The 26,520-nt window shown below is 65.3% G+C and carries 26 protein-coding genes; 10 read left to right on the forward strand and 16 right to left on the reverse strand.

All coding sequences use genetic code 11. The features are described 5' to 3' along the window. Positions 1-45: 45 nt before the first annotated feature. Positions 46-1,110, reverse strand: a complete 1,065-nt coding sequence (fba, locus tag GOQ09_RS25060) for a class II fructose-bisphosphate aldolase (RefSeq protein ID WP_157616353.1) — start codon at positions 1,108-1,110, stop codon at positions 46-48. Positions 1,111-1,245: 135 nt separating this feature from the next. Next, the gene (locus GOQ09_RS25065; protein WP_157616354.1) at positions 1,246-1,755 is read right to left on the reverse strand and encodes an Lrp/AsnC family transcriptional regulator; all 510 of its coding nucleotides are present in this window, start codon (positions 1,753-1,755) and stop codon (positions 1,246-1,248) included. 135 nt (positions 1,756-1,890) lie between these two features. Between GOQ09_RS25065 and GOQ09_RS25070 the strand changes: the two genes are divergently transcribed. Continuing rightward, complete coding sequence (locus GOQ09_RS25070) at positions 1,891-2,907, forward strand: 1-aminocyclopropane-1-carboxylate deaminase (RefSeq protein ID WP_157616355.1); 1,017 nt, start codon at positions 1,891-1,893, stop codon at positions 2,905-2,907. 74 nt (positions 2,908-2,981) lie between these two features. On the opposite strand, the gene GOQ09_RS25075 is transcribed toward GOQ09_RS25070, so the two are convergent. From GOQ09_RS25075 to GOQ09_RS25100, 6 genes are all read right to left on the reverse strand, one after another. Continuing rightward, positions 2,982-3,521, reverse strand: coding sequence for a relaxation protein (locus tag GOQ09_RS25075; protein ID WP_157616356.1), 540 nt, complete (start codon positions 3,519-3,521; stop codon positions 2,982-2,984). 36 nt (positions 3,522-3,557) lie between these two features. Then, positions 3,558-4,595, reverse strand: a complete 1,038-nt coding sequence (locus tag GOQ09_RS26230) for a hypothetical protein (RefSeq protein WP_207309900.1) — start codon at positions 4,593-4,595, stop codon at positions 3,558-3,560. A 15-nt stretch (positions 4,596-4,610) separates the two neighbouring features. Next, positions 4,611-5,297 carry a hypothetical protein gene (locus tag GOQ09_RS25085; RefSeq protein ID WP_157616357.1) on the reverse strand — a complete coding sequence of 229 codons (687 nt, stop codon included), beginning with the start codon at positions 5,295-5,297 and terminating at the stop codon, positions 4,611-4,613. 257 nt (positions 5,298-5,554) lie between these two features. After that, positions 5,555-7,003 carry a pyruvate kinase gene (gene pyk / locus GOQ09_RS25090; protein ID WP_157616358.1) on the reverse strand — a complete coding sequence of 483 codons (1,449 nt, stop codon included), beginning with the start codon at positions 7,001-7,003 and terminating at the stop codon, positions 5,555-5,557. 84 nt (positions 7,004-7,087) lie between these two features. Continuing rightward, entirely contained in the window at positions 7,088-8,281 is a 1,194-nt protein-coding gene (locus GOQ09_RS25095; protein ID WP_157616359.1) for a phosphoglycerate kinase, read from the reverse strand. A gap of 93 nt (positions 8,282-8,374) precedes the next feature. Beyond that, on the reverse strand, positions 8,375-9,280 hold the full coding sequence (locus tag GOQ09_RS25100) for a LysR family transcriptional regulator (protein ID WP_157616360.1): 906 nt from the start codon (positions 9,278-9,280) through the stop codon (positions 8,375-8,377). A gap of 88 nt (positions 9,281-9,368) precedes the next feature. Here GOQ09_RS25100 and GOQ09_RS25105 point away from each other — a divergent pair, with 88 nt between their 5' ends. From GOQ09_RS25105 to GOQ09_RS25130, 6 genes are read left to right on the forward strand one after another with little or no spacing between them, the layout of a single operon-like run. Beyond that, entirely contained in the window at positions 9,369-9,929 is a 561-nt protein-coding gene (locus tag GOQ09_RS25105; protein ID WP_157616361.1) for a VOC family protein, read from the forward strand. After that, positions 9,922-11,043 carry an alpha/beta hydrolase family protein gene (locus GOQ09_RS25110; RefSeq protein WP_157616362.1) on the forward strand — a complete coding sequence of 374 codons (1,122 nt, stop codon included), beginning with the start codon at positions 9,922-9,924 and terminating at the stop codon, positions 11,041-11,043. The genes GOQ09_RS25105 and GOQ09_RS25110 overlap by 8 nt, the downstream gene beginning before the upstream one ends. Positions 11,044-11,050: 7 nt before the next feature. After that, positions 11,051-12,700, forward strand: coding sequence for an FAD-dependent oxidoreductase (locus tag GOQ09_RS25115; RefSeq protein WP_157616363.1), 1,650 nt, complete (start codon positions 11,051-11,053; stop codon positions 12,698-12,700). Continuing rightward, positions 12,697-12,900 (forward strand): DUF2783 domain-containing protein, encoded by a 204-nt coding sequence (locus GOQ09_RS25120; protein WP_157616364.1) that lies wholly within the window; start codon positions 12,697-12,699, stop codon positions 12,898-12,900. Before GOQ09_RS25115 ends, GOQ09_RS25120 begins: the two co-directional genes overlap by 4 nt. Beyond that, on the forward strand, positions 12,897-13,874 hold the full coding sequence (locus tag GOQ09_RS25125; RefSeq protein WP_157616365.1) for an MBL fold metallo-hydrolase: 978 nt from the start codon (positions 12,897-12,899) through the stop codon (positions 13,872-13,874). Before GOQ09_RS25120 ends, GOQ09_RS25125 begins: the two co-directional genes overlap by 4 nt. A gap of 40 nt (positions 13,875-13,914) precedes the next feature. After that, positions 13,915-14,889 carry a Bug family tripartite tricarboxylate transporter substrate binding protein gene (locus tag GOQ09_RS25130; protein ID WP_157616366.1) on the forward strand — a complete coding sequence of 325 codons (975 nt, stop codon included), beginning with the start codon at positions 13,915-13,917 and terminating at the stop codon, positions 14,887-14,889. A 6-nt stretch (positions 14,890-14,895) separates the two neighbouring features. Here the strand turns inward: GOQ09_RS25130 and GOQ09_RS25135 are convergent, their stop codons facing one another. From GOQ09_RS25135 to def, 5 genes are read right to left on the reverse strand one after another with little or no spacing between them, the layout of a single operon-like run. Beyond that, the gene (locus GOQ09_RS25135) at positions 14,896-15,234 is read right to left on the reverse strand and encodes an AzlD domain-containing protein (RefSeq protein ID WP_157616367.1); all 339 of its coding nucleotides are present in this window, start codon (positions 15,232-15,234) and stop codon (positions 14,896-14,898) included. Next, on the reverse strand, positions 15,231-15,971 hold the full coding sequence (locus GOQ09_RS25140) for an AzlC family ABC transporter permease (protein ID WP_157616368.1): 741 nt from the start codon (positions 15,969-15,971) through the stop codon (positions 15,231-15,233). The genes GOQ09_RS25135 and GOQ09_RS25140 overlap by 4 nt, the downstream gene beginning before the upstream one ends. Next, a complete protein-coding gene (gene fmt / locus GOQ09_RS25145; protein ID WP_157616369.1) occupies positions 15,971-16,924 on the reverse strand; it encodes a methionyl-tRNA formyltransferase in 954 nt (317 codons plus the stop codon). The genes GOQ09_RS25140 and fmt overlap by 1 nt, the downstream gene beginning before the upstream one ends. Next, positions 16,921-17,415, reverse strand: a complete 495-nt coding sequence (locus GOQ09_RS25150) for a hypothetical protein (protein ID WP_126748574.1) — start codon at positions 17,413-17,415, stop codon at positions 16,921-16,923. Before GOQ09_RS25150 ends, fmt begins: the two co-directional genes overlap by 4 nt. A gap of 1 nt (position 17,416) precedes the next feature. Beyond that, on the reverse strand, positions 17,417-17,938 hold the full coding sequence (def, locus tag GOQ09_RS25155) for a peptide deformylase (protein WP_126748575.1): 522 nt from the start codon (positions 17,936-17,938) through the stop codon (positions 17,417-17,419). A 161-nt stretch (positions 17,939-18,099) separates the two neighbouring features. Between def and GOQ09_RS25160 the strand changes: the two genes are divergently transcribed. The 3 genes from GOQ09_RS25160 (at position 18,100) to GOQ09_RS25170 (ending at position 21,075) form a co-directional block, all read left to right on the forward strand. Beyond that, positions 18,100-19,314, forward strand: coding sequence for a LysM peptidoglycan-binding domain-containing protein (locus tag GOQ09_RS25160; RefSeq protein WP_157616370.1), 1,215 nt, complete (start codon positions 18,100-18,102; stop codon positions 19,312-19,314). A 16-nt stretch (positions 19,315-19,330) separates the two neighbouring features. Beyond that, positions 19,331-20,476: a DNA-processing protein DprA gene (dprA, locus tag GOQ09_RS25165; protein ID WP_157616371.1), complete on the forward strand. Its 1,146-nt coding sequence runs from the start codon at positions 19,331-19,333 to the stop codon at positions 20,474-20,476. An 80-nt stretch (positions 20,477-20,556) separates the two neighbouring features. Continuing rightward, positions 20,557-21,075: a DUF494 family protein gene (locus GOQ09_RS25170; protein WP_157616372.1), complete on the forward strand. Its 519-nt coding sequence runs from the start codon at positions 20,557-20,559 to the stop codon at positions 21,073-21,075. Positions 21,076-21,079: 4 nt separating this feature from the next. On the opposite strand, the gene GOQ09_RS25175 is transcribed toward GOQ09_RS25170, so the two are convergent. From GOQ09_RS25175 to secD, 3 genes are all read right to left on the reverse strand, one after another. Further along, complete coding sequence (locus GOQ09_RS25175) at positions 21,080-23,467, reverse strand: DUF1631 family protein (RefSeq protein WP_157616373.1); 2,388 nt, start codon at positions 23,465-23,467, stop codon at positions 21,080-21,082. 138 nt (positions 23,468-23,605) lie between these two features. Beyond that, complete coding sequence (secF, locus tag GOQ09_RS25180) at positions 23,606-24,565, reverse strand: protein translocase subunit SecF (RefSeq protein ID WP_157616374.1); 960 nt, start codon at positions 24,563-24,565, stop codon at positions 23,606-23,608. Between the two features lie 18 nt (positions 24,566-24,583). Beyond that, a complete protein-coding gene (secD, locus tag GOQ09_RS25185; protein WP_157616375.1) occupies positions 24,584-26,467 on the reverse strand; it encodes a protein translocase subunit SecD in 1,884 nt (627 codons plus the stop codon). Between the last annotated feature and the right edge of the window lie 53 nt (positions 26,468-26,520).

Consider the following 26,520-nt stretch of genomic DNA (forward strand, 5'->3'; position numbering starts at 1 on the left):
GCCACCGCGAACGGTGGCCTGCGAATCGCGGAAAAAGTTTCTTCTTCAGACCACTTCTTGCGCGAGCTCGCCCTTGGCGTACTTGGCTGCGACCACCTGCAGCGTCTCGCCCTTGATCTTGGCACCCTGGCCTTCGCAGCCGAACTCGATGTAGCGCTGCTTGCAGATCTGCTTGGCGGCTTCGCGCGCGGGCTTGAGCCATTCGCGGGCGTCGAACTTCTCGGGGTTCTCGGCCAGGAACTTGCGCACCGCGCCGGTCATGGCAAGGCGGATGTCGGTGTCGATGTTGATCTTGCGCACGCCGTACTTGATGGCTTCCTGAATTTCCTCGACCGGCACGCCGTAGGTTTCCTTCATGTTGCCGCCGTACTTGCGGATGATTTCTAGCAGGTCCTGCGGCACCGATGACGAGCCGTGCATCACCAGGTGGGTGTTGGGCAGGCGGGCGTGGATTTCCTTCACGCGCGAAATCGACAGGATGTCGCCCGTGGGCTTGCGGGTGAACTTGTAGGCGCCGTGGCTGGTGCCGATGGCAATGGCCAGCGCGTCGAGTTGCGTGGCCTTCACGAACTGGGCGGCTTCCTCGGGGTCGGTGAGCAGTGCGGAATGGTCGAGCACGCCTTCGGCGCCAATGCCGTCTTCTTCACCGGCCATGCCGGTTTCGAGCGAGCCCAGGCAGCCCAGTTCGCCTTCGACCGTAACGCCGACCTTGTGCGCCAGCTGCACGACCTTGCGCGTCACGTCCACGTTGTATTCGAAGGAGGCCGGCGTCTTGCCGTCTTCGTGCAGCGAGCCATCCATCATCACCGAGGAAAAGCCGAGGTCGATGGCGCCCTGGCAGATAGCCGGGCTCTGGCCGTGGTCCTGGTGCATCACCAGCGGAATGTTCGGGTACTGCTCGATAGCGGCCTGGATCAGGTGCTTGATGAAGGCTTCGCCGGCATATTTGCGGGCACCGGCGCTGGCTTGCAGGATGACGGGCGCGCCGGTTTCCTTGGCCGCCTCCATCACGGCCTGGACCTGTTCAAGGTTGTTGACGTTGAAGGCCGGAATGCCGTAGCCGTTGGCGGCTGCGTGATCCAGCAGTTCGCGCATCGAGACGAGTGCCATGGAAAATACCTCGCGGAAATAGGGGAAAAAGAAGGCGGAAAGACAGGAGAAAACTGCCGCAATTCTATCGAGCCCCCTTGTGGGACGGCACTGACAGGTACCTCAGGGGAACGGGTCGGGCCGTTGCGGGCGCCCCTAGATCGGCAATTGCGTGGTCGACAGCACCTGCTTGAGCACCACGAAAGTCCGGATCTGCCGCACGCCCGGCAGATACAGCAGCTGCTCGGCATGCAGCCGGTTGAAGCTGTCGTTGTCGCGCGTGCGCACGAGCATGAAGTAGTCGAACTCGCCCGTGACCACGTGGCATTCGAGGCAGCCCGACACCTTTTGCGCGGCCTTTTCGAAGTCGGCGAAGGAGTCGGGCGTGGAGCGGTCGAGCACCACGCCGATCATGACGAGCATGCCGAGCTCGAGCGCGTCGGCATCGAGCAGCGCCACGATGCCCTTGATGAGCCCCGCGGCCTTGAGCCGCTCCACGCGGCGCAGGCAGGCCGGCGCGCTGAGGTTGACCTTGGCGGCCAGCGCCACGTTCGACACCGAGGCATCGCGCTGCAGGGCGCGAAGAATGGCGCGATCGGTGCGGTCGAGCTCTGCTGCAGGCTCGGCCGCACGTGCCGGGGTGGCACGCAACTTTGTTGTGCTCATCTTTGTCCTGGCGATTCAAAAATCTCTGATTCCCTGATCTTGTCTTTTTTTGCGCCGCAATTCCACCGAAGTTTGTAAGCACCTTTCGTGGGCTTCTTCCTACCATCGATGTCACCCCTTTCTGGAGCAGCATCGATGAACCTCAAGAAATTTCCCCGTTACGCACTCACCTTCGGCCCCACGCCGATCCACCCGCTCAAGCGCCTCGGCGCCCATCTGGGCGGCGAGGTCGAGCTCTACGCCAAGCGCGAGGACTGCAACAGCGGCCTGGCCTTCGGCGGCAACAAGACGCGCAAGCTCGAGTACCTGATTCCCGAGGCGCTCGAAGGCGGCTACGACACGCTGGTGTCGATCGGCGGCATCCAATCGAACCAGACACGGCAAGTGGCCGCGGTGGCCGCGCACCTGGGCCTGAAGTGCGTGCTGGTGCAGGAGAACTGGGTCAACTATTCCGACGCGGTGTACGACCGGGTCGGCAACATCGAGATGTCACGCATCATGGGTGCCGACGTGCGGCTCGACGCCGCGGGCTTCGACATCGGCATTCGCAAGAGCTGGGAAGAGGCCATGAACGACGTCCGCAAGGGCGGCGGCAAGCCTTTTCCCATTCCAGCCGGGTGCTCGGAGCATCCGCGCGGCGGCCTGGGATTCGTGGGCTTCGCTGAAGAAGTGCGACAGCAGGAAGCCGAGCTGGGTTTCAAGTTCGACTACATCGTGACCTGCTCGGTCACGGGCAGCACGCAGGCCGGCATGGTGGTGGGCTTTGCAGCCGACGGTCGCGCCGACCGCGTGATCGGCATCGACGCCTCGGCCAAGCCGCAGCAGACCTTCGAGCAGATCGTGCGCATTGCCAAGGGCACGGCCGAATTGGTCGAACTGGGCCGCGACATCACCGACAAGGACGTGGTGCTCGACCGCCGCTTCGGCGGCCCCGAATACGGGTTGCCCAACGAAGGCACGCTGGAAGCGATCCGCCTCTGCGCGCGGCTCGAAGGCATGCTGACCGACCCTGTGTACGAGGGCAAATCGATGCATGGAATGATCGAGAAGGTGCGGCTGGGCGAATTCCCGGCGGGTTCGAAGGTGCTGTACGCGCACCTGGGCGGCGTGCCTGCGCTGAACGCTTACAGCTTCCTGTTCAGGAACGGCTGAGCAACCTCCGTTCGCGCGGCAAATCTCGCTCAGGTAGGCACCCACTCAGCCCCTCGACGATTTGCCTCGATCGGTCATCGCGGTTTGACGCGCAGATACTCCCCATGAGGCTTGGCAGACTTGTCCGCCCTGACACACAGGTGTCCGTCGCACAGCGTGACATCGGCCTCGTTGTAGGCCTTGAGCAATGCGGCAGAAATCTGGTTCTTCGAGATTTCGTCGTAGTAGTGACTCGACAACCAAGCACCGCCCGCCAGCATCAACACCAGGCTGCCCAGCGTGATGCCTGCAACCTTCCAGATCAGGTGGCGGTGCAACGTCTCGGCACGTCGTAGCTGCGCGCTCAAGGCAAGAGAAGACTGCTGGATTTGTTCGCCTGCTTCGCGCAGGCGCCGTTCATAGTCTGAAACCGGCCGCTCGATCCCGCCGCGAACATCTGCAAGCACCGCCGCTGGCAGCCGGCCCAGCTGCTCGTTGGCGGCTTGGCGCACCACGGCCGGCACCTGTTGGGAAAGCTTCAGCAATTCCGCGCCGGATTGCTCGCATCGGCGCTCGAACTTTTCAACCAGTGCGCTCATCTTGCTGGCCAACGCCAGCATGGTTTGATCGTTCACTCTTATTTGCCTCGCCTGTTCCGCGCGTGGATGGGTTCAATGGCGCATAACCATCGCTGGCGCATTCATTGCAGGCTGCTGCTGCGATTGCGCCTGTTGCTGCGCAGCCCATTGCTCCTGGCGATTCACCTCCGCGATGCCCTCTGCGATCACCTCTCGGCCCGGCGGCAGGTCCGCCAACGTCTGTTGCATTCTTCTGAAGGTGGCGTGATCGGCGCTCAGCATGCGGTCCAGAAATGCGGACAGGTCGTCGGTGGGTGAGGGCTCCTTGGATGGCGTCTGCGGCGTGCGTTGCGCTTCGCCTATTGCTCCTGCAGGCGCGGCGCCAGGCAGCATGCGACTCGCCTCGACTTCACAGAATTGGCCGTAGGTTTGCCTGGTGTTCGATGTGACGTTGCCCCTGTTGTTCTGAGCCAGTTCAAAGACGGCCGCCTCCATGACCTGGGTAACGCTCATGTGGCCGGGTTCTTCCCGGGCCGCATCGGCAATGCGCCTGGCAATCAGATGGTCATGGCCTTCGCCGCGGCTGCCGTGCACCCCTTCACCGCGCCAGCGGGATTCCAATTGAACTTCCTGTTCCGTAAGGGGCCGTTGCTCGAGCTCGGCGGCCAAGCGATTGGTTTCCACGATCTCATCGCGCACTTTGACTTCGTTGTAGTGGGCGTAGCCTTCGGTCAGGTGGCAGGCGCTCTCGTAAGCGGCCTTGTCTTTTCCCGTCAGGGCGTTGGCGCGCGCGGTCGCGACGGCGGCATTGGGTTCTTCGACGCGGAAGTGCCCGAGTTCGTGGGCCAGGATGCTGACTGTGCCTTCGGGGGTGCTGAAGCGGTTGGAGGCAATGTGGAGATAGCCTGGGATGTCCTTGCTCATCGGCGTGCTGTACTCGCCCGCATCGGTCTTGGGATTGACCTTCGCAGCGACGGTGTAGTCACTGGCTGCGTAAGCGCGCATGTCGGCCTTGAGGCCTTCCGACCTGTTGATCATCGCGAGTGCATCGGGCGAAATGTTGTAAGCCTTGAATTTGTTCGTTTTATCGGCCAACCACTCTGCTGTGATGGCTGTGGTAAACCTACTCATTTCTTGCTTTCCCCTCTAATTCTTCAGTGATTCAAGGTCGCGCTGAACGGTGATGCCTCCCACGCATTCGTAGTAACTGAAATCGAATTCAATTCGCCCGTTCCTAGGCCCCTTGAAGAAGCGGGGAGTGACATAGAAGATGCCCTGGAGCTTTCCTGTTTGAAAGGGCGGCGTTGGCACCACCCCTGGCAACGCCACAGCAGGCGCTACGGTGCGGTGTGGCGAGACGGTGAAGCCATCGCCGAAGGTGGCGATCACATCCGCCAGTGTCACGCATGATTTCCTGATGTCGACGGCAAAGCTGAAATACCTTTTCCCCCCAAACTTTGGTCTGTCGTCATCTGCACGCGTGTAGTAAAAGTTGCCGACCCCCGCTGGCAAATGTTGAAGCTCTTCTGCCTCCACCCCCGCGGGGATTCGCCTAGGGGCGTTTCTAGACTCGCTGTAGTTCCGGCCGTTCTTGATTTCCAGCGTCTCATGAAACAGGCGGTTTGGATCGGAAAGGTCATCCGTCCGCGCGATGCACCACGCGAGTTCGATGATGGGGTGTTTCGGCGGCCGGGCTTCGGCGCTCTGAACCGCGCATGACGCTGCCGTGGAGGAGTTGAAATTCGACACCCCCGGCAGAACGCCGCACCCTGCAACGGACACCGCCATCGCCAAGGCCAGCAGCACCGCTTTGAATACGTGCAATTGCTTCATTGATCTCCCCTTCGATGTCGTGACCGCATCCGCAGTGTCACGCAGGATCTCTTGAGGGTCGACTCAGAACCAACACGCCTTTTCCCGTCGATCGTGAACTTATCGACGTCTATGCATTGGAAGAGTTGAAGTTCGATAAAACCGGCAGAACGGCGGGCACCGTCAGCAAGGACGGCAGCATCGCCATGAATGCATCAGCTGCCCTTTTGATGTCCCTCGCCCTTCCGGCGTTCGAGACATCGTCGATGCACGCCCGATCAGCTCGCGCGGCAGATCTTCAGCATGTTGGTACCGCCGGGGGCACCCATCGGCTCGCCGCAGGTAATCGCGTAGACATCGCCGGTCTGCACGATGCCCCGCTTCTTCAGATGGGCTTCGGCCTGCTCGAGCGCGGTGTCGCGGTCGCTTTCCGAATCCATCAGCAGCGGGCGCACGTTGCGGTAGAGCGCCATTCGGCGTTGCGTGGCAAGGCGCGAGGTCAGCGCGTACATCGGAATGTGCGCGCGGTGGCGGCTCATCCACAGCGGCGTGGAGCCCGACTCGGTGAGCGCCACGATCGCCTTGGCGCCCAGGTGGTGCGCCGTGAACAGCGCGCCCATGGCAATCGACTGGTCGATGCGGCTGTAGGTCTTGCCGCTGAAGTCGGCGTCGAGCGTCTTGTCTTCGGCCGATTCGGCGGCTTCGCAGATGCGGCTCATCTCCTGCACGGTTTCGAGCGGGTAGCGGCCCGAGGCAGTTTCAGCCGAGAGCATCACGGCGTCGGTGCCGTCGAGCACGGCGTTGGCCACATCGCTCACCTCGGCGCGGGTGGGCACGGGGTTGGTGATCATCGACTCCATCATCTGGGTCGCGGTGATCACCACCTTGTCCATGTCGCGCGCCATGCGGATCATTTTTTTCTGCAGCGCAGGCACGGCGGCGTTGCCGACCTCAACGGCCAGGTCGCCGCGCGCCACCATGATGCCGTCGCTCGCACGCAGGATTTCTTCCAGCTTGGGAATGGCCTCGGCGCGCTCGATCTTGGCGATGAGCCCGGGCTTGTGCCCGTACTCGGCCGCGGCCACGTTGCACAGTTGGCGCGCCATTTCCATGTCGGTGGCGTTCTTTGGAAAGCTCACTGCCACGTAGTCGGCCTGGAAGCTCATCGCGGTCTTGATGTCTTCCATGTCCTTGGCGGTGAGCGCCGGCGCCGTGAGGCCGCCGCCCTGCTTGTTGATACCCTTGTTGTTGGAGAGCTCGCCGCCCAGCTTCACGGTGGTGTGCACCGCCTCGCCGCGCACGGCGTCAACCGTGAGCACGATGAGGCCGTCGTTCAGCAGCAGCCTGTCGCCGGGACGCACGTCGCGCGGCAGGTCCTTGTAGTCGAGGCCGACGGCATCAGCGTCGCCCGGCTCGGTGCGCGAGGCGTCGAGCACGAACTTGGCGCCCGGCTCGAGCCAGACCTTTCCCTGCGCGAACTTGCCGACGCGGATCTTGGGCCCTTGCAGGTCGGCCATGATCGCCACCTCTCGGCCGATCTTGCGCGCCGCCTCTCGCACCATGGCGGCACGATCGATGTGGTCCTGCGCCGTGCCGTGGCTGAAATTGAGCCGCACCACGCTGACCTTGTTCAGGATCATCTGTTCCAGCAGCTCGGGCGTATTGGAAGCCGGGCCGAGCGTGGCGACGATCTTGGTGGCGTGGCGGGGAAGGCGATCCGTGATCATTGAGCTTGTCTCCATTTTGTATCCGCTACTGTATACACTTTGTGTGACAACAGGAAGCGGGCACCGCCGAGCGGGCGCGAAAAATCAGCCGGCAGCACGCTTGGCAAGGATTTCGAACGCCGGCAGCGTCTTGCCCTCGAGCACCTCGAGGAAGGCGCCGCCGCCGGTCGAGATGTAGCCGACCTGCTTTTCGATGCCGTACTTGGCAATGGCCGCGAGCGTGTCGCCGCCGCCGGCAATCGAGAAGGCGCTGCTTTCGGCAATGGCCTGCGCAATGGCCTTGGTGCCGCCCGCGAAGGCATCGAACTCGAACACGCCCACCGGGCCGTTCCAGACGATGGTGCCGGCTTCGCGCAGCTGCGCGGCGAGCTGCGCCGCCGTCTTGGGGCCGATGTCCAGGATCAGGTCGTCGTCGGCCACGTCGCTCGCGTCTTTCACCGTGGCGGGCGCGTCGGCCGCAAAGGTCTTGGCGGTGACCACGTCCACCGGTATCGGCACATCGGCGCCGCGCGCGCGCATGGATTCGATCACTTCCTTGGCCTGGTCTACCAAGTCGGGCTCCGCCAGCGACTTGCCGATCTTGAGGCCGGCCGCGAGCATGAAGGTGTTGGCGATGCCGCCGCCGACGATCAGCTGGTCGACGTTGGCCGACAGGCTCTTGAGGATGGTGAGCTTGGTGCTCACCTTGGAACCCGCCACGATGGCCACCAGCGGGCGCTTGGGCAACGCCAACGCCTTGGAAATGGCGTCGAGCTCGGCCGCCAGCAGCGGGCCGGCCGCGGCCACCTTCGCAAACTGCGCAATGCCGTAGGTGGTGGCTTCGGCGCGGTGAGCGGTGCCGAAGGCATCGTTCACGTAGATGTCGGTGAGCGCGGCCAGCTTGCGTGCCAGCGCCTCGTCGTTCTTCTTCTCGCCCTTGTTGACGCGGCAGTTCTCCAGCAGCACGACCTGGCCCGGCTTCACGTCGACACCGTCGACCCAGTTGGCCACCACCGGAACCTCGCGGCCCAGCAGTTCGCCCAGGCGCTTGGCCACGGGGGCAAGCGAATCTTCGGGCTTGAACTCGCCTTCGGTCGGACGGCCGAGGTGGGAGGTGACCATGACGGCGGCGCCGGCGTCGAGCGCCAGCTGGATGCAGGGCACCGAGGCGCGGATGCGCGTGTCTTCGGTGATGTTGCCTGCGTCGTCCTGCGGCACGTTGAGGTCGGCACGGATGAAGACGCGCTGGCCGGCGGCCTTGCCCTGCGCGCAGAGGTCGGTGAATCGAATGACGTTCATGGGTCTGTGTGTGGTGGAAGACAGTCGCCTTGCATTGTAGGTTTCGCTCAGCCGTGGCTCTACGCGCTTCTTGCGGCTTTCCGATGCTTTGCGTCAACCCTTTGGTTGCGCCCTGGCGAAGCGTTCCAGGACTTCGACAAAGCTCGCGGCGGCGGGCGACAGCGTGCGCCGTGCGGCGCTGTAGATGCACACCTCGCGATGGAAATCAGGCGACTCCAACCGCACCATCTGCAGGCCGTGGGCCCGCACCAGCGGCGCGGAATAGGTCGGGCACACGGTCAGCCCCAGCCCCGAGGCCACCATGCCGAGCGCGGTGGTCATGTACGACACCTCCTGCGTGCCCGGTCGCAGCATGTAGTCGCGCTCCGCCGGGGCCAGCTCGGGCAGCACGCGCTGGCGGAAGTCGCGCGTGGGCGCAATGAAGGTGTACGGCCCGAGCTCATGCCAACGCACCTTGCGGCGCCTGGCGAACGGGTGCTCCGGCGGGCAGATCAGCCAGTGCCTGTCGCGCAGCAGCGTGCGGCGGTCGACGGCTGCATCGACGGCCACGTCTTGCCCAACCGCAAGCTCCACGTCGCCCGCTGCAACGCCGGCGAGCAGGTGCTCGGGCAGCGTGTCGGCAAGCCGAACGTCGACGTCGGGGTAGGCCTCGCGATAGAGCGCGATCACCCGCGGCATCAGGGTGCAGGCCATGAGCTGGGGTGCTGCAAGGCGCAACACTCCTTTCTTCTTGTCACGCAAATCCGTCACGCCGGCCACCGCGCTCGTCAGGTCGCCGAGCAGCCGGTGCACCGAGGGCAGGAACTCGCGCCCTGCTTCGGAAAGCTGCACCCGCCGGGTATGGCGGTCGAGCAGCTTCACGCCCATTTCGCGCTCGAGTTCGCGCACCAGCACGCTGAGCGCCGATTGCGTGAGATGCAGCTGCTGCGCCGCGGCAGTGAAGCCGCCGGTTTCGGCCACTGCGGCAAAGGCGCGCAATTGGCGCAGGGTCAGATTCATATGTCCATTTCATCAATCGATGAATTAATTTCGATTGCATCATAAGACGCGGCGTCGCCCAATAACGGCTCACCGGAGACAAGAAGCCATGCCGACGATTGCCCACACGGCGCCCCCACCCGCACCGCCAGTGCGCGGACTGCACCACTTTGCCTGGCGCTGCCGCGACAGCGAGGAAACCCGCCGCTTCTACGAAGACCTGCTGGGCCTGCCGCTCGCGCACGTGATCAAGAGCGACCACGTGCCGAGCACGGGCGAGTACTGCCCCTATGTGCACATCTTTTTCCAGATGCGCGACGGCTCTTACATCGCTTTTTTCGACCTGGGGGACGACATTGCCGCGCTGCCTTCGCCCAACACGCCCGCATGGGTGAACCACATCGCGCTGCGGGTGGATTCGGTGGACGACCTGCTCGCCGCCAAGGCGCGGCTGGAGAGCGCCGGCGTTGAAGTGCTGGGCGTGACCGACCACCACATCATCGAATCGATCTACTTCTTCGACCCCAATGGCATTCGCGTGGAACTGACCACGCCGACCGTGCCGCAGGCCGAGATGGAAGCGCATGCGCGGCGCGCTCGCGCGGACCTGGATGCGTGGACCGCGCGCAAGGCAGAGCTTCGCGTCGCGAGGGGCACTGCAGATGTCTGAGTTGCAGCTCGCCGTCATCGACGTAAAGCCCGGCGCTGCGATGGAGAGCCAGTCGGGCCTGCAGATGCTGCGCCCACGCATCTACGGCGCCTTTCGCGCGCCGCAAGGCACCAAGAAGATCGCGGCCATCGTGATGCACCCGACCAGCAACTTCATGGGCCACTACCTCATCGGCCCGCTGGCCGAACGCGGCATCTGCTGCATGGGGCTGAACTCGCGCTACGTGGGCAACGATACGGTGCTGCTGATGGAGCGCGCCATCCAGGACCTGGGGGCCGGCGTGCAGTACCTGCGCGCGGCCGGCTACGAAAAGGTGTTCCTTGTCGGCAACTCGGGCGGGGCCGCGCTTGCGAGCTTCTACCAGGCGCAGGCCGAAAATCTCACCGCAACGCACTTTCCGGACGGCGACCCGACGCACCTGCACCCGGGCGACCTGCCGCCGGTCGATGGCCTTGCGCTGTGCGCTGCTCACCTGGGCCGCACTCGGTTGATGCGCGACTGGATCGACCCCTCGGTCACCGACGAGCACGATCCGCTCTCGGTAAACCCCGAACTCGACATGTACGACCCGCGCCACCGCGTGCCCTACGAGCCCGAATTTCTCGCCCGCTTCAGCGCAGCCCAGAAGGCCCGGCTCGACCACATCGAGCAATGGTGCATCGACCGGCTCGCGCTGCTGCGCGGCACACCGGGCGCGCCGCGCGACCAGGCCTTTGTCGTCTATCGCACGCATGCCGACCCGCGCTGCGTGGATCTTTCGCTCGATGCCAACGACCGGCTGCCGGGCAGCGTGTGGGGCGATGCGCGGCAGGTGAACTACTCGGCCAACGCGATGGGGCGCACCACCTCGCTTACGGCGTTTCTTTCGCAGTGGTCTTCGCGTTCGCAGGCGGACGGGCCCACCAACCTTGCGCGCACCACCGTGCCCAAGCTGCTGCTCACCTACACGGGCGACCAGTCGACTTTTCCGAGCACACGGGATGCGTGGATGGCCGCCGGCGGTGCGCGCATCCGCAATGTCGACATCGTCGGCGGCAACCACTATCTCGCGGGGCAGCCTGAACTGGTGCCGAAGGCGGCGGACGCGATCGTCGAATTTGCCCACGCGCTGTAGACCGGACATGGAAACCTTTGCATTTGCGCCGGCCTACGAGCTGCCGAGCTGGCCTTTCACGCCACCGCCCGAGCTGGGCGAGACAAAGATCGTTCGCCATCCGATCGTGATCGTCGGTGCCGGACCTTCGGGACTCACGCTGGCCTGCGACCTGGCACAACGCGGCGTGCGCGCCGTGCTGCTCGACGAGGACGACACCGTCGGCGTGCGCGGCGCCTCGTCGCGCGGCATCTGCTACGCGCAAAAGAGCCTCGAGATCTTCGAGCGCCTGGGCATCTACGAGCGCATGGCGGCCAAGGGCATCACCTGGTCTTTCGGGCGTACCTTCTCGGGCGAGCAGGAGGTGTACAACTTCAACCTGCAGGCGAACAGCGTCTCCAGGCAGCCGCCGTTCATCAACCTGCAGCAGTTCTACGTCGAATGGTTCCTGGTCGAGCGCATCCTCGAACTCGGGCTGACCGAAGTGCGCTGGAAGAACCGCGTGGCCAGCGTCGAGCAGTTGCACGACGGCGTGCGCATCGAGGTCGAAACGCCTGACGGCCGCTACACCATCGAGGCCGACCGGCTGATCGACGCCACCGGCGCCAACAGCCCGATCCGCACGCAGCTGGGCATCGATGCGCACTCGTCGCGCAGCACTGACCGCTGGTGCATCAGCGACGTGCGCTTCAAGAAGCCGCTGCCTACAGAGCGCTGGACGTGGGTCGACGCGCCCTTCAACGAAGGCCGCGGCGTGTGGCAGCACCTGATGGCCGACGGCGTGTGGCGCATCGACTACCAGATGCCCGAGGACTGTGACACGAGCTACATCAGCAAGCCCGAAGTCGCGGGCGCACGGCTGCGCGAACAGCTCGGGCCGGGCGTGGAGTTCGAATTCGTGTGGATCGGGCCGTACGGCTACCGCGATCACCTGCTCGACAGCTTTCGCCACGGCAATGTGTTCTTCATCGGCGATGCCGCGCACGTGGTGAGCCCGTTCGGTGCTCGCGGCGGCAACAGCGGCATCCAGGATGCGGCGAACCTCGGCTGGAAACTGGCGCTCGTTGCGCACGGGCAGGCGAGTGACGCGCTGCTCGACAGCTACGACGCCGAGCGCCAGCCCGCCGCGCAAGAGAACCTGCGGGTGACGAGCCGCTCGGCGCGCTTTCTCGCACCGCTTTCGCCGGCCGAGCACACGCTGCGCCGCGCCGTGGTGTCGTTGGCCGCGCGCCATCCGTTTGCGCGAGCGCTGGTGAACACGGGCCGCATGTCGGTTGCGAACGACTATCCATCCGCGCCGCAGTTGCCCGAAGGCGGGCGCAGCGTACAGAACCTGCCGCTGCGCTGGGCCGACGGAAGCGAAACAACGCTGATGCAGCTGCTGGCCGACGGCACCCAGTGCATCGGCCTGTGGCTGGCGCCGACACGCGCCGAGGTGGAGGCGGCGATGGAAGGGACGGCGTCGCTTCCGCTCCGCCTGCTGGCCATCGGCGGCGACAGTGGCTTGCCGACACTGCAACCCGACGAACGGCTCACGAACCACCTGGGCCTGCGTGACGCGGGCAGCCTCGTGCTCGTGCGCCCCGATGCCTACCGCGCCGCGACGCTGCCGCACGCCACGCCCGAAGCCATCGCCGATGCGCTGCGCACGGCGCTCGCCCGGAACACCACCTCATGATCACCGAGCCCCGCATCCCCGATCCCGACGGCTTCTATGCCGCCTTGCTTGCGGCCCACGAAGGCCTGAGCGAAACCCAGAGCGCCGACCTCAATGCCCGCCTCGTGCTGCTGCTGGCCAACCAGTGCGGCGACCAGACCGTGCTGCTCGACTGCATTCGCGCGGCGGCCGAAGACCTCACGACCAATCCAGCCCCATGAACGCCAACGTCTCCTTCGCTTCCGCGTCTGACACACGCGAGCAGAAACCGCAGCTGCGGGAACTCGCGCCCGGCGTGTACGGCTACATCAGCGACTTCGATCCGAACTGCGGCTTCGTCGTCGGCGACGAGCAGGTGGTGCTGATCGACACACGGCCCACGCCGCGCATGGCCCGCGACTTTCTCGACGCTATTCGCACCGTGACCGACAAGCCCATCAAGACCATCGTGCTCACGCACTACCACGCGGTGCGAGTGATGGGCGCGAGTGCCTTCGGCGAGGTGCAGGCCATCATCGCGAGCAACGGCACGCTCGACTGGATCCGCACGCGCGGACAGGCCGACTTCGATTCGGAAGTCGGACGCTTTCCGCGCCTCTTCGCGGGCGTGGAAGAAATTCCAGGCCTCACCTTTCCGACGATGAGCTTCGAGCGCGAGATGAGCCTGTGGCTCGGTCCACGTCCCGGCCTCGGCCGTGAACTGCGCCTGATGGCGCTGGGCCGCGGCCATTCGAGCGGCGACACGGTCGCGTGGCTACCCGATTGCGGCGTGCTGTTTTCCGGCGATGTGGTGGAGAACCACTGCGGCGTGTACGCGGGCGATGCCTACATCGGCGACTGGGCCGGCACGCTCGACGCGGTGCGCGCCCTGAAGCCCCGCGTGCTGGTGCCGGGCCGCGGCGCCGTGCTGCAAGACGAAGCCGCCTGCGCCGAAGCCATCGAACTCACCCAGGCCTTTCTTGGAACCCTGCTCGACAGCGTGAAAGCCGGCATCGCCGCAGGCGAAACGCTCAAGGGCTGCTTCGCGCGCGCAGAAGCGGCAATGACACCGCGATTTGGCGCATGGCCGGTGTTCCAGCACGTGCTGCCCTTCGATGTGTCGCGCGCCTACGACGAGTTGCGCGGCATCGAACACCCCGTGGTGTGGACGGCGGAGCGCGACCGCGAGCTCTGGCAGACGCTGCGCGGGGACTGACCGGCTACCGATTTCAAAACAAGCAACGGAGACACGAACGATGAAACGATTTCTTTCCCTGATGGCCGCAACCCTCGCGCTGGCTGCCGCACCTCTTGCCTCTGCCCAGCAGGCAGCCTACCCGAGCCAGCCCGTCAAGTGGATCGTGCCCTACGTAGCCGGCGGCGGCACCGACAACCTGGCGCGCGCGCTGGCCGAAGCCATGCAGCCTTCGCTCGGGCAGCCGCTCATCATCGACAACCGGCCCGGCGCGTCCACCAACATCGGCGTGTCGGTGCTGATGCAGGCCAAGCCCGATGGCTACACGATCATGCAGGCCGAGAACGCGGCGCTGCTCTTCAACGAGCACATGTTCGCCAAGCTGCCCTACAAGCCTGCCAGCGACTTCACCTACATCGGCACCATCGGCCGCTTTCCGGTGGCGCTGGTGGTGCACCCGGACTTCCCCGCCAAGAACGTGGCCGAGTTCGTGCGCTACGTGAAGGCCAATCCCGAGAAGGTGAGCTACGCCTCGCCCGGCAACGGCTCGCCGCACCACATGGCGATGGAGCTCTTCAAGCAGAAGGCCGGCATCAGCATCACGCACGTGCCCTACAAGGGCGCCGCGCCCGCAATGACCGACGTGATGGGCGGCCAGGTGCCGACGATGATGCTCGACCTGGCTTCAGGCCTGCCGATCATCAAGGCGGGCAAGGTGCGGGTGCTGGCAATTGCACTGCCGCAGCGGGCGGGCGCATTGCCAGAAGTGCCGACCTTCGTAGAGGCCGGCTTCAGCGACGTGAACGCCTATGCCTTTCATGGCCTGATCGGCCCGGCCGGCATGCCGCCGGAAGCGGTCGCGCGCATCAACAGCGAGCTCCAGAAGGCGATGAAGGCACCCAAGGTGGTGAAGCTGTTCGCGGATTTCGGCTTCGAGCCGCTGCCGGGAACGCCGCAGGAGTTCTACAAACTGTCGCGGGCGGAGAGCGAACGCTGGGGCAAGATCATCCAGGCCGCAGGCGTGAAGCTGGACTGAAGCTTTTTACCAACCCAGCCACAGGTGCAAGGGCAGGTACACCGCCATGCCCGCCAGCATCGTGCCGAGCACGCCGCGCCGCCAGTAGTAATAAGCGGCGCCAACCACGGTCGCGTACAGGCGTGCGTCGTGCAGCGTGGTGATCAGGTGGCCCTGGCTCATCACGATCTCCGGCGCGATCACACCCGCCAGTGCCGCTGCCGGTGCGTAGTGCAGTGCGCGGTGCGCCCAGTCGGGCAGGCCCCAGGGCCGGTCGAGAATGAAGAAGAAGCACCGCGTGAGCACGGTGACGCAGGCCAGTCCGACGATGACCGCGAGCGTCCAGAAATCGGTGGTGCCGCTCATTTGTTGTCTTCCGCATCCGGGTCGAGCCCGAGCTGCTTCTCGAGCCAGAAGCACAGCAACACCGCCGCACCGATGGCCACCACGATGTTGAGCTTGAGCGGCAGCGCATAGGCCACTACCGCGGTAACGCTGGCGATCAGCGCGGCCAGCATGCGCAGCGGCGTGGTCGCCATCGAGCAAACGATGGCCACCAGGCTCAGCACGCCGGCAAAGCCGAGTCCCCAGTTCTGCGGAATGAAATTGGCGAGCGCAATGCCCAGAAGGCTCATGCCCATCCACGAGCACCAGGTCACGAAGTAGTTGCCGGTGAGATAGGCCTCCTGCGCCTTCTGCTCGTCCGGCCCCACCGGGGGCGACGCGTAGCGCCGCGTGAAAAGCGCATAGCTCAGGTCGGCCGTGAGATAGCCGTGCGTCATGCGGCGCCAGCGCGGCATGTGCATGAGGTACGGCCGCAGGTGCAGGCTGAAGACCACGAAGCGCAGGTTGACGCAGAAACCCGTGGCCAATATCACCCACGCCGGCGCCCCCGCAAACAGCAGCGGAATGGCCGCAAGCTGCGAACTGCCGGCGTAGACCAGCAGCGTCATCGCCACCGATTCCAGCACGCTCATGTTCGACTTGACCATGGCAACGCCGGTCATGAGCCCCCAGGCGCCGATGCCCAGAGCGGCCGAGGACATGTCGCGGATGCCGGCGCGGAATTCTGGGCGGCGGCGGATGGCTGCGGACAGGAACATCAGCCGAACACCTGCCCGGGCTTCAGGTCGAAGCCGCGCAGGAAATCGGCCACGGCCAGGCGCTTGCCGCCGGGACGCTGGAGTTCGGTGACCATGACGATCGTGCCGGCCGCAGCCACCGCAACGCCGGCCTCGGTCACGGCCAGGATGGTGCCGGGCGCAGCCGATTGTTCGGCGGGCGCCGCGTAGGCGGTCCAGAGCTTGATGGTTTCGCCGTCGAGCGGGCTGTTGGCGCCGGGAAACGGATCGAAGGCGCGGATGCGCCGCACGATGGCGTCGGCGGGCTGGTTCCAGTCGACCTGCGCTTCGTGCTTTTCGACCTTGTTGGCGTAGGTCACGCCTTCGGCAGGCTGCGGAGTGCGCTCCAGCTTGCCGATATCGGCCAGCGCCTGGACGATCAAGCGTCCGCCCAGTTCGGCCAGCCGATCGTGCAGGCGGGCGGTGTTGTCGTTGCCGATATCGACCGACTCACGCAGCAGCATGTCGCCCGTATCCAGGCCGGCGTCCATCTGCATGATGGTGATGCCGGTTTGCGTGTCGCCGGCCTCGATGGCGCGGTGGATCGGCGCTGCGCCGCGCCAGCGCGGCAGCAGGCTGGCATGGATGTTGAGGCAACCGAACTTCGGAAGGTCGAGCACCCATTGCGGCAGGATGAGCCCGTAGGCTGCAACCACCATCACATCGGGTTTTGCCGCCAGCAGGGCCTCGCGCGCGGCCGAAGCGTCTTCAGGATACTTGCCGTCGAGCCGCAGGCTGCGCGGCTGGGCCACGGGCCAGTGGTTGGCCACGGCACATTGCTTGACGGGAGAGGCCTGCAGCTTCATGCCGCGCCCGGCGGGCCGGTCGGGCTGGCTCAGCACCAGCACCACTTCGTGCCCGGCAGCGGCAATGGCCTCGAGCGCGACGCGCGCAAACTCGGGCGTGCCCGCGAAAACGACCTTGAGCGGGCTCAATCCCGGATCCGATCGAGTTCGAGGTCATCCCCCGTGTGATAGCGGCGAACCACGCCGGTAGGGTCGATGTAGATATAGAGCATGCGGCGCTCGTTCACGGCCTTGTAGCGCCACGTCCAGACGGCTCCGTCGAATGAGCTGACGCGGCTGATTTCATAAGGCCGGCCGTAAAAGGCGATCACGTCGTTCTGGCGCCAGCGATCGACCTTGATGTCGTGCCCGAAGCGCGCCTCGTTGAGCACCTGCGTCACGGAAACGACCTTGCCCGAGGCATCCACGTCGATGTCGGTCACCTCGAAGCCGGCAGGCATGCGCGAATACTGCAGGCGTTCGCCGCCGCCGGTGAGCGGGTAGCGGCCCGTCGGAGGACCCAGGCGCTGCAGGGTTTCGGCCGCCGTGGTGCCCGGCACGATGCGGGTCGGTTCGCTGGCGCAGCCGGCCAGCAGCAGCCCGGCGGCAACGACGAAAGCACTCGGCCAGGCGAAACGCATGTCAGGCCCTGCCCTCTCGGGCGTCTTCGCGTTGCTGCTTGAGCAGCTTGCTCTTGATGCGGTTGCGCTTGAGCGGCGACAGGTATTCGACGAACACCTTGCCGAGCAGGTGGTCGAGCTCATGCTGGATGCACACGGCGAGCAGGCCTTCGGCCTCGATGGTGCGAAGCTCGCCGTTTTCGTCCAGCGCCTGGACCTTGACCGAGGTGGAGCGCATCACGCCGTCGTAGATGCCGGGGACCGAGAGGCAACCCTCTTCGTTCAGCACCTTTTCGTCGCTTGCCCAGATAATTTCGGGGTTGATGAGCACCAGCGGCTCGTTGCGCTCTTCGGACACGTCGATGACGACCAGGCGCTCGTGCACATCGACCTGGGTGGCCGCCAGGCCGATGCCGTTGGCGTCGTACATGGTCTCCAGCATGTCGGCAACCAGGGCCTTGATGCGTGCATCGACGCCCTGTACCGGCTTGGCGACCGTGTGCAGGCGCTTGTCCGGGTAACTCAGAATGATTCGTTTGGCCATGAAAAACGGGAAAAGTTGTGGCTATTTTCGCCAATTCCGCGACGGGATGAGCTCGGATCGCCTGAAAACGTTGCCCTTTAAAGGGCTTCGGGCGCAGAATTCGTAGCAAATTGTGAGATTCGTATGCGCACCGATACTTTGATGCGCTCACCCATCCAGACATGAAAAAGCTCCGAACCCCTGTCCGCCAGCGCCCGCATCTTTTCGCCACGTTGGCAGCCCTTGCGGTGATCAGCGGTGGCACGACGGCCTGGGCTCAGAACTACCCCGTCACTCCGCAGCAACGCGCCACGGCACAGCAAACCGCCCAGAACGGCGTTCCGCTGAGCGAACTAGCGGCCAGCGCGCCGGACGAATACACGGTCAAGCCCGGCGACACCCTGTGGGCCATTTCGCGCCTCTACCTGCTGCGCCCCTGGCGCTGGCCGGAACTGTGGGGCATGAACATCAATGAAATCGCGAACCCGCACCGCATCTACCCGGGCCAGGTTCTCTACCTGGACAAGACGGGCGGCCGCGCACGCCTGACCATGCGCCGCGGCGCGGGCGGCAGCGCAGACGGCGGCACCATCAAGCTGTCGCCGCGCACGCGCTTCGATTCCCTGGCCGGCATGGCGCTGCCCACGCTCAACCCGAGCATCATCGAGCCGTTCCTCAGCGAGCCGATCGTGGTGGACGCCGACACGCTGCAAAGCGCGCCGCGAATCGTGGCCGGCAATGACAGCCGGGTTTTGCTGTCGCGCGGCGACCGTGCCTATGCGCGCGGCAATGCCGATACGCCATTGCTCGAAACGCCCGGTCCGCTGAAGAACTTCCGCGTGTTCCGCAGCGCCACGCCGCTGAAGGACCCGGGAACGGGTGAAATCCTCGGCTACGAGGCGCAGTACCTGGGCAAGGCCCAGCTCCAGCGCGGCGAATCGACCACGGTCGAGACCCAGAAGGACAAGGACGTCATCACGGTGGTGCCGGCCAGCATCGACATCATCGCGGCGCGCGAGGAAATCCGCGCCGGCGACCGCCTGCTGCCCGAGCCGCCGCGCCAGCTGCTGAGCTACGTGCCGCGCGCCCCTTCCACACAGGTAGAAGGCCGCATCATTTCGGTCTACGGCAATGCGGTGCAGTTCGCGGCGCAGAACCAGGTGGTGGCCATCAACAAGGGCACGCGCGACGGCGTCGACAGTGGCCACGTGCTGGCCATTCTGAAGAACGGCGAAACCATTCTCGACCGCACCGGCGAACGCAAGGAAACCATCAAGCTCCCGAACGAACGCATCGGCCTGCTGATGGTGTTCCGCCCGTTCGAAAAGGTGTCGTACGCGCTGGTGCTCGAAATCACCGACACCCCGCGCGCCGGCGACTTCCTGGTCAATCCCTGACGATTTTTCGCTTCGTTTGGAACGCGCAGAACTCGCAGGCTGGCTGCGGCTTTCACTGACGCCGGGCATCGGCGACGGCGCCGCACGCAAGCTGCTGGCGGCCTTCGGGCTGCCCGAGGGCATTTTTGCGCAACCTGCCGCGGCGCTCCGGCAGGTGGTGTCCCAGGCGCAGGCCGACGCATTGCAGCAGCCGCCCAACGGCCTTCAGGCGCAGATCGATCTGACCTGGCAGTGGCTGCAACCCAGCCAGGACGATGGCACCGCGCGCCGCATCGTGACGCTGGGCGATGCGGGCTACCCCGCCTCGCTGCTCGAAATGGTCGACCCGCCGTTGATGCTCTACGTGCTCGGCGCGGCGGACTTCGACCTGACACAGCTCACCAACAGCATTGCAGTGGTGGGCAGCCGCAACCCGACGCCGCAGGGCGCCGCCAATGCGCGGGCCTTTGCACGGGCGCTGGGCGACGCGGGCTTGCCGGTGATATCTGGACTGGCCCTCGGTGTGGACGGCGCCGCGCACCAGGGCGCGCTGGACGCGGCCGGCGATGTGCCCCGGCTCGCCACCGTAGCCATCGTTGGAACGGGCCTCGACCGCGTCTATCCGGCCCGGCACCGCGACCTCGCGCACCGCATCAGGCAGCAGGGACTGATCGTGAGCGAACTGCCGCTGGGCACGCCCCCGCTCACGCAAAACTTTCCGAAGCGCAACCGCCTCATTGCCGGCCTGGCGCGCGGCACGCTGGTGGTCGAGGCGGCGCTTCAATCGGGCTCGCTGATCACGGCCCGCCTCACTTCGGAACAGGGCAAGGAAGTGTTCGCCATTCCGGGGTCGATCCACTCGCCGCAATCGCGGGGCTGCCATGCGCTGATTCGCCAGGGCGCGAAGCTGGTCGAGTCGGTGAACGACATCCTCGAAGAGCTGCCCGACCTGCGCGCAGCCAACGCGAATGCGGGTCTCTTCGGCGATGCCGGTGCTTCCTCGTCAGCCGCGGAAAACCCGTTGCTCGAGGCCTTGGGCTTCGACCCTGTGAACCTCGACGCCCTGAGCGCACGCACCGGCTGGAGCGCGGCCGCGCTGCAGGCCAAGATGCTCGAACTCGAGCTCGACGGCCACGTGGCTCGCCTGCCCGGTGGGCTCTTCCAGAGAACGGCAGCGGCTTAGTATTTTCCTCCCCCCAAAAAGGGACGAAGAAGTGACATGAAGCCCGGGAGCCCGCAACAAGCTTCGGCTATATTGGGCTCATGTTCGAAGTGCTCGTTTTTGTCTACGAAAACTATTGGCGCGGCGATGCCTGCCCCGAACCCGGACAACTGGGCCGCAAGCTCAGCGCCCACGGCTTCGAGGCAGAAGAGATCCGCGATGCGCTGCACTGGCTCGACGGCCTGAGCCTTGCAACACAAGGCTTGCAACTCGAGCGAAGCGCCAATGACGACGCCGTCGCCACTGTCACGCTGCAGGGTGCTCCCGAAGCCGCGCTGCCCCAGTCGAGCAATGCAATGCGGGTGTATTCCCAGGCCGAGCAGGAGCACCTGGGCGCCGACTGCCTCGGCTTCATCCGTTTTCTCGAGTCGTCGAACGTGCTGTCTTGCGGTTTGCGCGAAATCGTCATCGAGCGCGCCATGGCCGCACCGGGCGATCCGGTGGCGCTGGACGAACTCAAGATCATCGTGCTGATGGTGCACTGGAGCACCGGCATCGAGCCCGACGCGCTGGTGCTCGACGAACTCTGCGAAAGCCGCGAAGGACGTACCGCGCACTAGCCGGCTAGTTCAGCAGGCGCTCCGGGTTGGCATCGAGCTTGGCGAGCGCCTCGCGCGTGGCGCGCACGGTGAGGGTTTCTTCCTCGGCCGGCACCAGCAGGCCGGCTTGCAGGTAGTTGGCCAGCCGGCCGACCTGGATGAGAAAGCTGCGGCCGTCGGCCGAGGCGAACAGGTGCAGCTGCTTGCGGTCGCTGCGCCAGACGAACTGAACCTGGCTCACGCGGTCGTTGTGGTCGAGCATGAACCAGTTGCCCACCTGCAGTTCGTGCGCCCACTCCAGCATGTCTTCGGCCACAACGGCGCCGGGGGTGTCGGGCACCACCTCGATCGAGGCCGCGTCCACGCCGAGCAGCAGTTCGATGCTGTTGGCATCGAGCGGCAGGTTGGAAGCGCCGCCTTCGTCGCTCACGAAGTCTTCCAGGTGCGCCAGGCGCTCGGCCATGGCTTCGATCTTGGCCGCGGGAATGGCCTCGGTCTTTGAAAGGAAGGCATCCGACAAGGTCGCGCCGATGGTCTTGATGTGGGCTTCCTGGGGCTCGTCGATGATGCCCAGCAGGTTCATGCCCAGGCGCAGGCGCTGCAGCAGCTGCGGCAGGTCCTGGATCACGCGGGCGCGGTCGGCGCGGTTGGGCTTGGCGCTTGCGGCCCACACCAGTTCGGAGGCAACGCGCTTGAGCATGACCGTCTGCTCGCCCTGGGCGCCGTAGCGCAGTGCGGCGATGGCCAGCACCTCGGCCCAGACCTTGAAGAGAAACTCGCGTATCTCGTCGCGCACTGGCATGTCGTTGAGCATCTTGCGCAATTCGATGGTGTACTGGATCGCCATCGTTTCCTTCTGCTCGACCTGCTGCGCCACGCTCATGACACGCTGGGTGGTGTCGCTTTGCGTGAGATAGCGGCCCAGGAACGCGACGAATTCGTCGAACACCAGCTTGAAGACGCGCTGCCCGGTTTCGGGGTATTGCTCGATCACCTGCACCACGCGGCGGATTTCGCCTTCGAGCGCGCTGCCCGAAATGGCGGCGGCATCGAAGCCCATCACGCAGGAGCCCATGCGGTCGATCAGCATGCGCGCCGGATGCTGCAGCGTGCCGAAGAACTCGGGCTCGGCAATGGCCACGCGCAGCACGGGCATCTGCAGCCGCGCAAACCACACGCGCGCCGAGAAAGGAATGCGCTCCTCCGCGAGAATGGCCTGGAACATGAGCGCAACGATCTCGACAGTGGCCTTGTCCGCAGTGGTGGGCGCGCGCTTCTTGATCTCGGCGCTGCGCCGCCGCAGGTCGACCGAGGCCTGCTGGATGATCGTGGCCTCGTTACCGGGCTCCTGCATGTACTGCGTGGCAGCCGTCCGGTAGGCGGCTTCGGCGTCGGCGATCACGGCCGCAAAGGTATTCGAAACGGCCGGTGCGGTGCCGCCGCCGTTGACGCCGCTCCCCGCCACTGCGCGGCCGTCCATTCCTGCAACCGACTGGGGCGCAGAAGACATGGTGGACTGCATGTCTGCCGCGCCGATACGGGCGGCGACGAAGCGCTTCAGGCTCAGCAACGCCGTCTGCGCTCGCTGGCGGGCGAGCAGCAGCGGCGAGCCGCCTGTCGTTGCGAGAGGCGCCGACGGAGCCAAGCCCCGCGTTTGCGGCGATGCATCCGAGCCATGGCGCGAAGCGGCGCCCGGAGCCTGGGCGCTGACGCCGCCGGCATACGGCGACCCCGGAACCGTTGCCGGGCCGCCGCCGGAAGCGCCTGTGCGGCGCACAAAATTCTTGAGATCGATCTCCTGCATGACGCCCTTGGAGACCAGGAACGCGTTGGCGTCCTCGTAGGCCTTGACGACCACGCCGACCAGCTGATGCTGCACGGTTTCCTGCACGCGGGCCCAGAGCGCGCGGCTCAAGCCGGCCGCCAGCCACTGGTCCACCAGCAGCTTGGACAGCGTTTCGGGCCTGAGCACGTCATGGGCGTCGAACTCGGTGGTGCCTTCGAGGTGCTGGATACGCAGACGCAGGTCGCTGAGTTCGAAACTCGCCTTTTCCTGGATCGCCTGGGCCAGGCGCGACGACAGGATGTTGCTTTCCACCACGTCATCGCCGATCAGTTCGAGCCGCAGCCCGCCTGTGGACGGTGCGCCGGTCGACGCGCCCGGAGCGTTGACCGACTTGCGCCAGTTGGTCTGGGCGAGTGAAACCCATTGCGTGGCCTGCCCCTGGAATGCCACGAAATCGTCACGGCTTTCCTGCATGGCGCGGGCACTGCCAATTTCAGAGGCCTGCTTGGTCAGGCGGTCCCGGATGGCCTGCGCCAAGGGAACGATGACGCCCCCGGTCGCCAGCACGAAACGCTCACGCGTCTCGCGTGCGAGCTGCAAGGAAGAGGCGGACCGCGCAATACTCATTGAAAGATCAGAAAGGCCGGTGAGGCTCTATTCGGCAACAGCCGAGAGCTTGCATCGGGAAAAGCAACTGCACAAGTGTGCATCAGCTTCCTTGCAGTTGCTGACTTCCCGCGGCACTTTCCTTCGGTTTCAGTGCCGTCAGACCACGGCGCCGGCGTTCGGGTCGTCCTCGGAATCGCCGTCGCGCTTGACCGGTGTGCCTTTGATCAGGTCTTCGCGCTTGATGCCGAGCCACATGGCGATAGCCGCCGCCACGAAGCACGACGAGTAGATGCCGAAGCAGATGCCGATGGTCAACGCCAAGGCAAAGTAATGCAGCGTCGGGCCGCCGAAGAAGAACATCGAGAGCACCACCAGCTGCGTCGAACCGTGCGTGATGATGGTGCGGCTGATGGTCGAGGTGATCGCGTTGTCGATGATCCCCACCGTGCTCATCTTGCGGTAGCGGCGGAAATTCTCGCGCACGCGGTCGAAGATCACGACCGATTCGTTCACCGAATACCCCAGCACCGCAAGCACCGCCGCCAGCACCGCGAGCGAGAACTCCCACTGGAAGAAGGCGAAGAACCCCAGGATGATGACCACGTCGTGCAGGTTGGCCAGCACGGTGGCGACGGCGAACTTCCATTCGAAGCGCACCGCCAGGTAGATCATGATGCCGACCACCACCATGCCGAGCGCTTTGAGTCCGTTGGTGGTGAGCTCCTCGCCCACCTGCGGCCCGACGACTTCCAAGCCGCGCTGCGTGGCCGAGGGGTCGACCGACTTGAGCGCCTGCATGACCTGCGCGCTTTGCTGGTCGGAGCTCATGCCCTTTTGCGCCGGCAGGCGGATCTGCACGTCGCGCGACGTGCCGTAGCTCTGCACCTGCACGTCCGGATAGCCGAGCTTTCCGATCGCCTCGCGCACCTTGCCGATGTCGGCGGACTGCTGGTAGGCCACCTCCATCACGGTGCCGCCCGTGAACTCCACCGACAGGTGCAGCCCGCGGTGCAGCAGGAAGAACACCGCCAGCGCGAAGGTGGCAAAGGAAATGATGTTCAGCACCAGTGCATGGCGCATGAACGGGATGGTCTTGTGGATGCGGAAGAATTCCATGGCGCTTGTCCTTGACCTTTACTTGCCGTCAGCCACGGCCGTGCCGTCGGTCTTGGGCCGCCACACGGTGCCGATCGACACCGACTTGAGCTTTTTCTTGTTGCCGTACCAGAAGTTCACGAGGCCGCGCGAGAAGAACACGGCGGAGAACATCGAGGTGACGATGCCGATGCAGTGCACCACCGCAAAGCCGCGGACAGGGCCCGAGCCGAAGGCCAGCAACGCAATGCCGGCGATCAGCGTGGTCACGTTGGAGTCGAGAATCGTGCCCCAGGCGCGGTCGTAGCCGGCATGGATGGCGGCCTGCGCCGAGGCGCCGTTGCGCAGCTCCTCGCGCACGCGCTCGTTGATCAGCACGTTGGAGTCGATGGCCACGCCGATGGCCAGCGCCATGGCCGCAATGCCGGGCAGCGTGAGCGTGGCCTGCAGCATCGAGAGAATGGCCACCAGCAGCATCAGGTTGACGGCCAGCGCAATCGACGAGAACAGGCCGAACAGCGCGTAGTAGGCGCACATGAACACCATGATGGCCAGGAAGCCATACATCACGCTCTTGAAGCCCTTTTCGATGTTGTCAGCGCCCAGGCTCGGGCCGATGGTCCGTTCCTGGATGATTTCCATCGGCGCGGCCAGCGAGCCGGCGCGCAGCAGCAGCGCGAGGTCGGCCGCTTCGGACACGGTCATCGAGCCCGAGATCTGGAAACGGTTGCCGAGCTCGCCGTTGATCGAAGGGGCCGTGAGCACTTCGCCCTTGCCCTTTTCGAAGATCAGCATGGCCATGCGCTTCTTGTAGTTCTCGCGGCTCACGTCGCGCATGATCCGGCCGCCCTTGGCGTCCATGGTCAGGTCGACCTTAGGCTGGTTGCTCTGCTGGTCGAAGCCGGGCTGCGCGTCGGTGAGGCTTTCGCCGGTGACGAGCACCTGCTTCTTCACGATCACCGGGCGGCCGTTACGCTCGAAGAATTTCTCGGAGCCGAAGGGCACCGGTCCTCCGCTCAGTTCGGCCGCGCGGCCTTCGGCGCTTTCGTCGACCAGGCGCATTTCGAGCGTGGCGGTGCGGCCCAGGATGTCCTTGGCCTTGGCGGTGTCCTGCACGCCGGGCAACTGCACCACGATGCGGTCCAGTCCCTGCTGCTGGATCACCGGCTCGGCCACGCCGAGTTCGTTGATACGGTTGTGCAGGGTGGTGATGTTCTGCTTGAGCGCCGCGTCCTGGAGCCGGCGCGCGGCCTCGGGCTTGATGGTGGCGGTGAGCCGCCAGTTGTTGCCGTCTTGCGCTTCGGTGGTCGCAAGGTCCGGGAACTGGTCCTGGATGAGCTGCTTGGCCGTTTGCAGCGCAGCCGCGTCGCGGAACGAAACCTCGATGGTCTGGCCGTTGCGGTTCACCGAGGTGCCTCGGATGCTCTTGTCGCGGAAGGTGGTGCGCAGGTCACCCGCGAACGACTCGGCCTTCTTGTCGATGGCGCCCTTCATGTCGACCTGCAGCAGGAAGTCGACGCCGCCGCGCAAGTCGAGGCCCAGGTACATCGGGAACGCGTGCAGCGACGTGAGCCATGCCGGCGACCGCGAAACCAGGTTCAACGCCACCACGTATGGCGGGTCGGACGGATCAGGCACCAGCGTGCGCTGCAGAACGTCGCGCGCCTTGAGCTGCTCGTCGGGCGTGCCGAAGCGCGCGCGCAGCGAGCCGCCTTCGAGCGTGAGCAGGTCGGGCGTGAGCCCGGCTGTTTTCAGCGCCTCCTCGACCCGGCCCTGGGTGGCGGCGTCGACCTTGACGGTTGACTTGGCCGCGGACACCTGCACGGCAGGCGCCTCGCCGAAGAAATTGGGCAGGGAATAGATCAACCCCACAAGCAGCACGATCACGATGATCGCGTACTTCCAGACCGGATAACGGTTCATGAGAAAGCGCTTTTCAGAAACGAAACACGGCGTGACTTGAGGCCTTGCTCCAC

Origin of the sequence: Variovorax paradoxus (assembly GCF_009755665.1) — a bacterium.
Lineage (GTDB): Bacteria > Pseudomonadota > Gammaproteobacteria > Burkholderiales > Burkholderiaceae_C > Variovorax > Variovorax paradoxus_G.

What these genes read in the sequence shown, in the direction of transcription:
- fba (WP_157616353.1), bottom strand. Translation starts at nt 1,110, where the DNA reads ATGGCACTCGTCTCGATGCGCGAACTGCTGGATCACGCAGCCGCCAAC.
- GOQ09_RS25065 (WP_157616354.1), bottom strand. Translation starts at nt 1,755, where the DNA reads ATGAGCACAACAAAGTTGCGTGCCACCCCGGCACGTGCGGCCGAGCCT.
- GOQ09_RS25070 (WP_157616355.1), top strand. Translation starts at nt 1,891, where the DNA reads ATGAACCTCAAGAAATTTCCCCGTTACGCACTCACCTTCGGCCCCACG.
- GOQ09_RS26230 (WP_207309900.1), bottom strand. Translation starts at nt 4,595, where the DNA reads ATGAGTAGGTTTACCACAGCCATCACAGCAGAGTGGTTGGCCGATAAA.
- GOQ09_RS25085 (WP_157616357.1), bottom strand. Translation starts at nt 5,297, where the DNA reads ATGAAGCAATTGCACGTATTCAAAGCGGTGCTGCTGGCCTTGGCGATG.
- pyk (WP_157616358.1), bottom strand. Translation starts at nt 7,003, where the DNA reads ATGATCACGGATCGCCTTCCCCGCCACGCCACCAAGATCGTCGCCACG.
- GOQ09_RS25095 (WP_157616359.1), bottom strand. Translation starts at nt 8,281, where the DNA reads ATGAACGTCATTCGATTCACCGACCTCTGCGCGCAGGGCAAGGCCGCC.
- GOQ09_RS25100 (WP_157616360.1), bottom strand. Translation starts at nt 9,280, where the DNA reads ATGAATCTGACCCTGCGCCAATTGCGCGCCTTTGCCGCAGTGGCCGAA.
- GOQ09_RS25105 (WP_157616361.1), top strand. Translation starts at nt 9,369, where the DNA reads ATGCCGACGATTGCCCACACGGCGCCCCCACCCGCACCGCCAGTGCGC.
- GOQ09_RS25110 (WP_157616362.1), top strand. Translation starts at nt 9,922, where the DNA reads ATGTCTGAGTTGCAGCTCGCCGTCATCGACGTAAAGCCCGGCGCTGCG.
- GOQ09_RS25115 (WP_157616363.1), top strand. Translation starts at nt 11,051, where the DNA reads ATGGAAACCTTTGCATTTGCGCCGGCCTACGAGCTGCCGAGCTGGCCT.
- GOQ09_RS25120 (WP_157616364.1), top strand. Translation starts at nt 12,697, where the DNA reads ATGATCACCGAGCCCCGCATCCCCGATCCCGACGGCTTCTATGCCGCC.
- GOQ09_RS25125 (WP_157616365.1), top strand. Translation starts at nt 12,897, where the DNA reads ATGAACGCCAACGTCTCCTTCGCTTCCGCGTCTGACACACGCGAGCAG.
- GOQ09_RS25130 (WP_157616366.1), top strand. Translation starts at nt 13,915, where the DNA reads ATGAAACGATTTCTTTCCCTGATGGCCGCAACCCTCGCGCTGGCTGCC.
- GOQ09_RS25135 (WP_157616367.1), bottom strand. Translation starts at nt 15,234, where the DNA reads ATGAGCGGCACCACCGATTTCTGGACGCTCGCGGTCATCGTCGGACTG.
- GOQ09_RS25140 (WP_157616368.1), bottom strand. Translation starts at nt 15,971, where the DNA reads ATGTTCCTGTCCGCAGCCATCCGCCGCCGCCCAGAATTCCGCGCCGGC.
- GOQ09_RS25150 (WP_126748574.1), bottom strand. Translation starts at nt 17,415, where the DNA reads ATGCGTTTCGCCTGGCCGAGTGCTTTCGTCGTTGCCGCCGGGCTGCTG.
- def (WP_126748575.1), bottom strand. Translation starts at nt 17,938, where the DNA reads ATGGCCAAACGAATCATTCTGAGTTACCCGGACAAGCGCCTGCACACG.
- GOQ09_RS25160 (WP_157616370.1), top strand. Translation starts at nt 18,100, where the DNA reads ATGAAAAAGCTCCGAACCCCTGTCCGCCAGCGCCCGCATCTTTTCGCC.
- GOQ09_RS25170 (WP_157616372.1), top strand. Translation starts at nt 20,557, where the DNA reads ATGTTCGAAGTGCTCGTTTTTGTCTACGAAAACTATTGGCGCGGCGAT.
- GOQ09_RS25175 (WP_157616373.1), bottom strand. Translation starts at nt 23,467, where the DNA reads ATGAGTATTGCGCGGTCCGCCTCTTCCTTGCAGCTCGCACGCGAGACG.
- secF (WP_157616374.1), bottom strand. Translation starts at nt 24,565, where the DNA reads ATGGAATTCTTCCGCATCCACAAGACCATCCCGTTCATGCGCCATGCA.
- secD (WP_157616375.1), bottom strand. Translation starts at nt 26,467, where the DNA reads ATGAACCGTTATCCGGTCTGGAAGTACGCGATCATCGTGATCGTGCTG.